At 59.4% G+C, this 6,000-nt stretch carries 5 protein-coding genes; 1 reads left to right on the forward strand and 4 read right to left on the reverse strand.

Annotated elements, in window-relative coordinates:
- The first annotated feature begins 64 nt into the window (after positions 1-64).
- On the forward strand, positions 65-268 hold the full coding sequence (csrA, locus tag IV01_RS07935; protein WP_032630059.1) for a carbon storage regulator CsrA: 204 nt from the start codon (positions 65-67) through the stop codon (positions 266-268).
- Here the strand turns inward: csrA and IV01_RS07930 are convergent, their stop codons facing one another.
- The 4 genes from IV01_RS07930 to IV01_RS07915 form a co-directional block, all read right to left on the reverse strand.
- Entirely contained in the window at positions 269-496 is a 228-nt protein-coding gene (locus tag IV01_RS07930) for a YheU family protein (RefSeq protein ID WP_027899418.1), read from the reverse strand.
- Between the two features lie 192 nt (positions 497-688).
- Positions 689-1,891, reverse strand: coding sequence for an osmoprotectant NAGGN system M42 family peptidase (locus IV01_RS07925; RefSeq protein ID WP_032630060.1), 1,203 nt, complete (start codon positions 1,889-1,891; stop codon positions 689-691).
- A 164-nt stretch (positions 1,892-2,055) separates the two neighbouring features.
- Entirely contained in the window at positions 2,056-3,804 is a 1,749-nt protein-coding gene (gene ngg / locus IV01_RS07920; protein ID WP_032630061.1) for an N-acetylglutaminylglutamine synthetase, read from the reverse strand.
- Between the two features lie 3 nt (positions 3,805-3,807).
- On the reverse strand, positions 3,808-5,580 hold the full coding sequence (locus tag IV01_RS07915) for an N-acetylglutaminylglutamine amidotransferase (RefSeq protein ID WP_032630062.1): 1,773 nt from the start codon (positions 5,578-5,580) through the stop codon (positions 3,808-3,810).
- Positions 5,581-6,000: the final 420 nt, after the last annotated feature.

Here is a 6,000-nt window from a genome sequence, read left to right on the forward strand (position 1 = left end):
CCAATTGCTGCCAGCGCACCGGCCATGCAATCTGATTTCTCGTTAACAAGAAGAGATCAGAAAAATGCTGGTACTCAACCGTGAAGCTGGCGAGGCGTTCTCGATCGGCGATGAAATCAACCTGCAGGTTTTGGCGGTCCACGGCAACCAGGTACGTCTTGGAATCACCGCACCCAGGCAAGTCAAAATTCACCGGGCAGAGGTCTACCGACGCATCGTGCAACGACGACTGGAACCGGCTGGGCTGGAAGAGGATCACCCTGAGTGATCAGTCGAAAAACTCTTTGGGCACGTCATGCTTGAGCATGAGTTGGCATTGCTGGCTTTCAAGATCGAAGAAAATCACCGCCTGGCCTTTGCTCAACGCATGACGCACCCGCAATACGCGGGTCTCCAGAGGCGTTTCGTCACCGTTGTCGGTGCCGTCACGGGTCACGAAGTCCTCAATCAGTCGGGTCAGGGTATCGGCTTCGAGTTGGTCGTAAGGGATCAGCATGGGGGTTCTCGTATCAGATGCTGGCGATGATAGTGCTGATGCCGGGAAAAAGCTGAGAGTTTTGTCGGGTGATCGACTGTGGGAGCGAATTCATTCGCGAAAGCGGTGTTTCAGGCTACCTGTTGGTAGTGACTGTACTGGCCTCTTCGCGAATGAATTCGCTCCCACAAGGTGCATTTGACGACCGAAAGGTTACTCCACCTCTTCCCGGTTCTGCCCGATCAAACTATCGACGCTCGGCACTCGGGTATCGCTCTCCATTTGCGCATCGTGTTCAATCTGATGACTGAATGTCTCGAGTGAAACTTTGCCAGGCTGGGCATCGCTGGCAAACACCGGCGGGCTGAGCATGTAGGCGCCGAGCAGGCGACTGAGCGCCGCAAGGCTGTCAATGTGGGTGCGCTCGTAGCCGTGAGTGGCGTCGCAGCCGAAAGCCAGCAGGGCGGTGCGGATGTCATGCCCGGCCGTGACCGCCGAATGCGCATCGCTGAAGTAATAGCGGAACATGTCGCGGCGCACCGGCAGTTCATTTTCGCTGCCCAGACGCAGCAGGTGGCGCGACAGGTGATAGTCGTAAGGTCCGCCGGAATCCTGCATCGCCACGCTGACCGCATGCTCACTGGAATGCTGGCCTGGAGCAACCGGGGCAATGTCGATGCCGACAAACTCACTCACGTCCCATGGCAGCACGCCAGCTGCACCGGTGCCGGTTTCTTCGGTGATGGTGAACAGCGGATGGCAATCGATCTGCGGCTCGGCACCACTGTCGACAATGGCTTTAAGTGCAGCCAGAAGCGCTGCGACCCCAGCCTTGTCGTCCAGATGGCGGGCGCTGATATGACCGCTTTCGGTAAACTCCGGCAGCGGATCGAAGGCCACGAAATCACCGATGCCAACGCCCAGCGATTCACAATCAGCTTTGGTGGTGCTGTAAGCGTCCAGACGCAGTTCGACGTGATCCCAACTGATGGGCATTTCATCGACAGCGGTGTTGAAAGCGTGCCCGGAAGCCATCAATGGCAGCACGCTGCCGCGGATCACGCCGGTGTCGGTGAACACACTGACTCGGCTACCCTCGGCGAATCGGCTCGACCAGCAACCAATCGGCGCCAATGACAGACGCCCGTTGTCTTTCACTTCACGAACGGCGGCACCAATGGTGTCCAGGTGCGCAGACACTGCCCGGTCGGGGCTGCTCTGCTTGCCTTTCAAGGTGGCGCGGATAGTCCCGCGTCGAGTTAGCTCGAACGGGATGCCCAATTCTTCAAGACGCTCGGCGACGTAACGCACGATGGTGTCAGTGAAGCCCGTGGGGCTTGGGATCGCGAGCATTTCCAACAGGACTTTCTGCAGGTAGTTCAGATCCGGTTCGGGGATTTTTTTTGCAGTGGTCATGGGGTACTCCTGAAATGCGAGGTATCAATGCTGGCGAATTAACTGTGGGAGCGAATTATTCGCGAAGGCGTCAGGTCTGTCAGTTCAGCAACAACTGATACACCGCTTTCGCGAATGAATTCGCTCCCACAGGTCTAATTGCCGCTTGTGGCTTGGAGCTGCTCTCAGCTATGCGCAGGCAAACTATGGGGGAACAGCAGATCGACAAAGCGTTCTGCAGTCGGTTGCGGTTCGTGGTTGGCCAGGCCAACCCGTTCGTTGGCTTCGATGAAGACATACTCCGGCTGGTCGGCGGCAGGCACCATGAGGTCCAGGCCCACCACGGGAATGTCCAGGGCCCGGGCAGCGCGGATGGCGGCGTCGCTGAGTACCGGGTGGAGGATCGCAGTGACGTCTTCAAGACAGCCGCCGGTGTGCAGATTGGCAGTGCGGCGCACGGCCAGGCGTTCGTCCATCGGCAGCACGCTGTCATAGTCGTAGCCGGCATCGTGCACCGTGCGTTCGGTTTCTTCATCCAGCGGAATCTTGCTCTCACCACCGGTGGCGGCCGCGCGACGGCGGCTCTGGGCTTCGATCAACTGGCCGACGGTATGACGACCATCGCCCACCACTTCGGCCGGTCGGCGAATCGCAGCGGCCACTACTTCGAAGCCGATCACAACGATGCGCAGATCCAGACCTTCATGGAAGCTCTCCAGAATCACCCGGGTGTCGTATTGCCTGGCGCGTTCGATGGCGCCGTGCATTTCTTCCGGGGTGCGCAGATTGACCGCGACGCCCTGACCTTGCTCACCATCCAGCGGTTTGACGACGATCTGTTGGTGCTCTTCGAGAAACGCCAGGTCAGCCTCATCGTTGCCAGCCCGTTGCTGGGCGGGCAGGTTCAACCCCGCGGCTTTCAGCGCCTTATGGGTCATGCTCTTGTCCTGACACAACGTCATGCTGACAGCGCTGGTCAGATCACTCAGGGATTCCCGGCAACGAATCCGCCGTCCGCCATAGGCGAGGGTGAACAAACCGGCTTCGGCATCATCCACCTGCACTTCGATACCACGACGATGGGCCTCTTCGACAATGATCCGCGCATACGGATTGAAGTCCGCCTGAGGGCCGGGGCCGAGAAACAGGCTTTCGTTAATGCCGTTCTTGCGTTTGATCGCGAAGGTCGGCAGGTTGCGAAAGCCGAGCTTGGCGTACAGCGCTTTGGCCTGCTGATTATCATGCAGCACCGACAGGTCCAGATAACTCAGGCCGCGGCTCATGAAGTGCTCGATCAGGTGGCGCACCAGCACTTCACCCACGCCGGGCCGGGTGCATTGCGGATCAACCGCCAGACACCACAGGCTGCTACCGTTTTCAGGATCGTTGAAGGCTTTGTGATGATTGAGTCCCATCACGCTGCCAATTACTGCGTTGCTGCTTTCATCCTCTGCGATCCAGTAAACCGGGCCACCTTGATGGCGCGGAGTCAGCAGGGCAGGGTCGATAGGCAGCATGCCCCGGGCGATGTACAGGTTATTGATCGACTGCCAGTCCGCACTGTTCTGTGCCCGACGAATGCGAAAGCCGCGAAACACCCGCTGGGCCGGGCGATAGTCGCTGAACCACAGGCGCAGGGTGTCGGACGGATCGAGAAACAACTGCTGAGGCGACTGCGCCAGTACCTGTTGCGGCGCGGCCACATACAGTGCGATGTCCCGTTCGCCGGGCTTTTCGTTCAGCAGTTCGTTGGCCAGTGTCGCCGGGTCAGGGTAGGTATGGCCTATCAACAGGCGTCCCCAGCCGCAGTGCAATGCCAGCGGCTTGGCCTCCGTGTCGCTGCCATCCTCGGCAAAACGCGCCTGAAGCCGTTCATAGGAAGGCGACTGGCCACGCAGCAAACGTTGGCTGTAAGCCGTCGAATTCTGTTTCATCAATCAGAGTCCTTGTTCGCTGAGCCACAGGTTCAGCGCCGCCAACTGCCACAATTTCGAGCCGCGCAAAGGAGTCAATTGACCATCGGGGTTGGTCAGCAGTTTGTCGATCATGGTCGGGTTGAACAGGCCGCGATCCTGGCTTGGATCAACCAGCAGGTCACGTACCCAACCCAGGGTGTTGCCTTCAAGATGCTTGAGGCCCGGAACCGGGAAATAGCCCTTCTTGCGGTCGATAACTTCCGATGGAATGACCAGTCGCGCGGCTTCCTTCAGCACTTGTTTGCCGCCATCTGGCAGCTTGAATTTGCCGGGAATGCGCGCGGAGAGTTCCACCAGGCGGTAATCGAGAAACGGTGTGCGCGCTTCCAGTCCCCAGGCCATGGTCATGTTGTCCACGCGCTTGACCGGGTCGTCCACCAGCATGATGGTGCTGTCCAGACGCAAGGCTTTGTCCACGGCGGCATCTGCACCCGGCTGAGCGAAGTGCTCGCGGACGAAATCACCTGCCGCGTCATTGGCGGTCAGCCACTTGGGCTGCACGGTGGCGGCATATTCGTCGTAACTGCGGTCGACGAACGCATCGCGGTAGGCAGCCACCGGATCGGCGGCGCCGTCGACTTGCGGGTACCAGTGATAACCGGCGAACAATTCGTCGGCACCCTGGCCGCTTTGCACTACTTTGCAGTGCTTGGCGACTTCACGGGACAGCAGATAGAAGGCGATGCAATCGTGGCTGACCATCGGCTCGCTCATGGCGCGGAACGCTGCGGGCAGTTGCTCGATGATCTCGTGTTCCTGAATGCGCAGCTGATGGTGATTGGTGCCGTAATGCTTGGCGATCAGGTCTGAATACTGGAACTCGTCGCCACGCTCGCCGCCCGCATCCTGGAAACCAATGGAGAAGGTGGAGAGGTTCTCGACACCGACTTCACGCAACAGACCCACCAGCATGCTTGAATCCACACCGCCGGAAAGCAGCACGCCGACATCCACTGCTGCACGCTGACGAATCGCTACGGCTTCGCGAGTGCTGTCCAGTACGCGGTCGCGCCAGTCTTCGAGGGTCAGGTTTGCTTCATCGGCATGTGGGCCATAAGGCAGACGCCACCAGACTTTCTGCTCAACCTTGCCGTGGGCATCAATGCGCATCCAGCTGGCAGGCGGCAGTTTTTCCACGCCAGCCAACAGGGTGCGGGGTGCAGGCACGACGGCGTGAAAGTTCAGGTAGTGATTGAGCGCGACTGGGTCGAGCATACCGCTGATATCGCCGCCCTTAAGCAGCGCGGGCAGGGTCGAGGCGAAGCGCAGGCGCTTGTCGGTACGCGACAGGTACAGCGGCTTGACGCCCAGACGGTCGCGGGCGATGAACAGCTGTTGGGTATCACGTTCCCAGATGGCGAAGGCAAACATGCCATTGAGCTTGGGCAGCATTTCCGCGCCCCACGCGTGATAGCCCTTGAGCAGCACTTCGGTGTCGCCGCCGGAATGGAACTGATAACCCAGGCCTTCCAGCTCGGTGCGCAGTTCCGGGAAGTTGTAGATCGCGCCATTGAAAGCCATGGACAGACCCAAGTGGCTGTCGATCATCGGCTGCGCCGAACCGTCCGACAGGTCCATGATTTTCAAACGACGGTGACCAAGGGCAATCGGCCCCTGGCTGTGAAACCCCCACGCATCCGGGCCGCGAGGCGCCAGCTCATGGGTAATGCGTTCAACAGCGGCTAGATCCGCTGGTTGATGATCGAAACGTAGTTCACCTGCTAATCCGCACATAAGTCCTTACCGGTTTTCCGTTGGGGAAGGTGACTGAGAAATGCAGTCACCCTGAAACTGACCCATGTGAAACCGGGGAGTTTTAGATCGATCGGTTATAAGCAGTGGTGTCGACCCGAATGGGAGGTGACACGGATGGCCGCAGTCGGAGCGCGCTTGCCCGCGATGAACGATGACGCGGCCTGCCTGACACACCGCAGCGCCTGTATCGCGGGCAAGCACCGCTCCCACAGACACGCGAATCCTGGAGCGAACTTGCTCGCGATGAACGATGACGCAGTCTGCCTGACACACCGCAGCGCCTGCATCGCGGGCAAGCCTAGCTCCCACAGGAGTGATCTCGATATTGGCACCATGACGTGGGACCGGCTTTAGCCGGGAAGAGGCCAGTACATCCACCCGATCTTTATCGTCTGAAAT

It is taken from the genome of Pseudomonas syringae (genome assembly GCF_000737245.1).
Taxonomy (GTDB): Bacteria; Pseudomonadota; Gammaproteobacteria; order Pseudomonadales; family Pseudomonadaceae; genus Aquipseudomonas; species Aquipseudomonas syringae_J.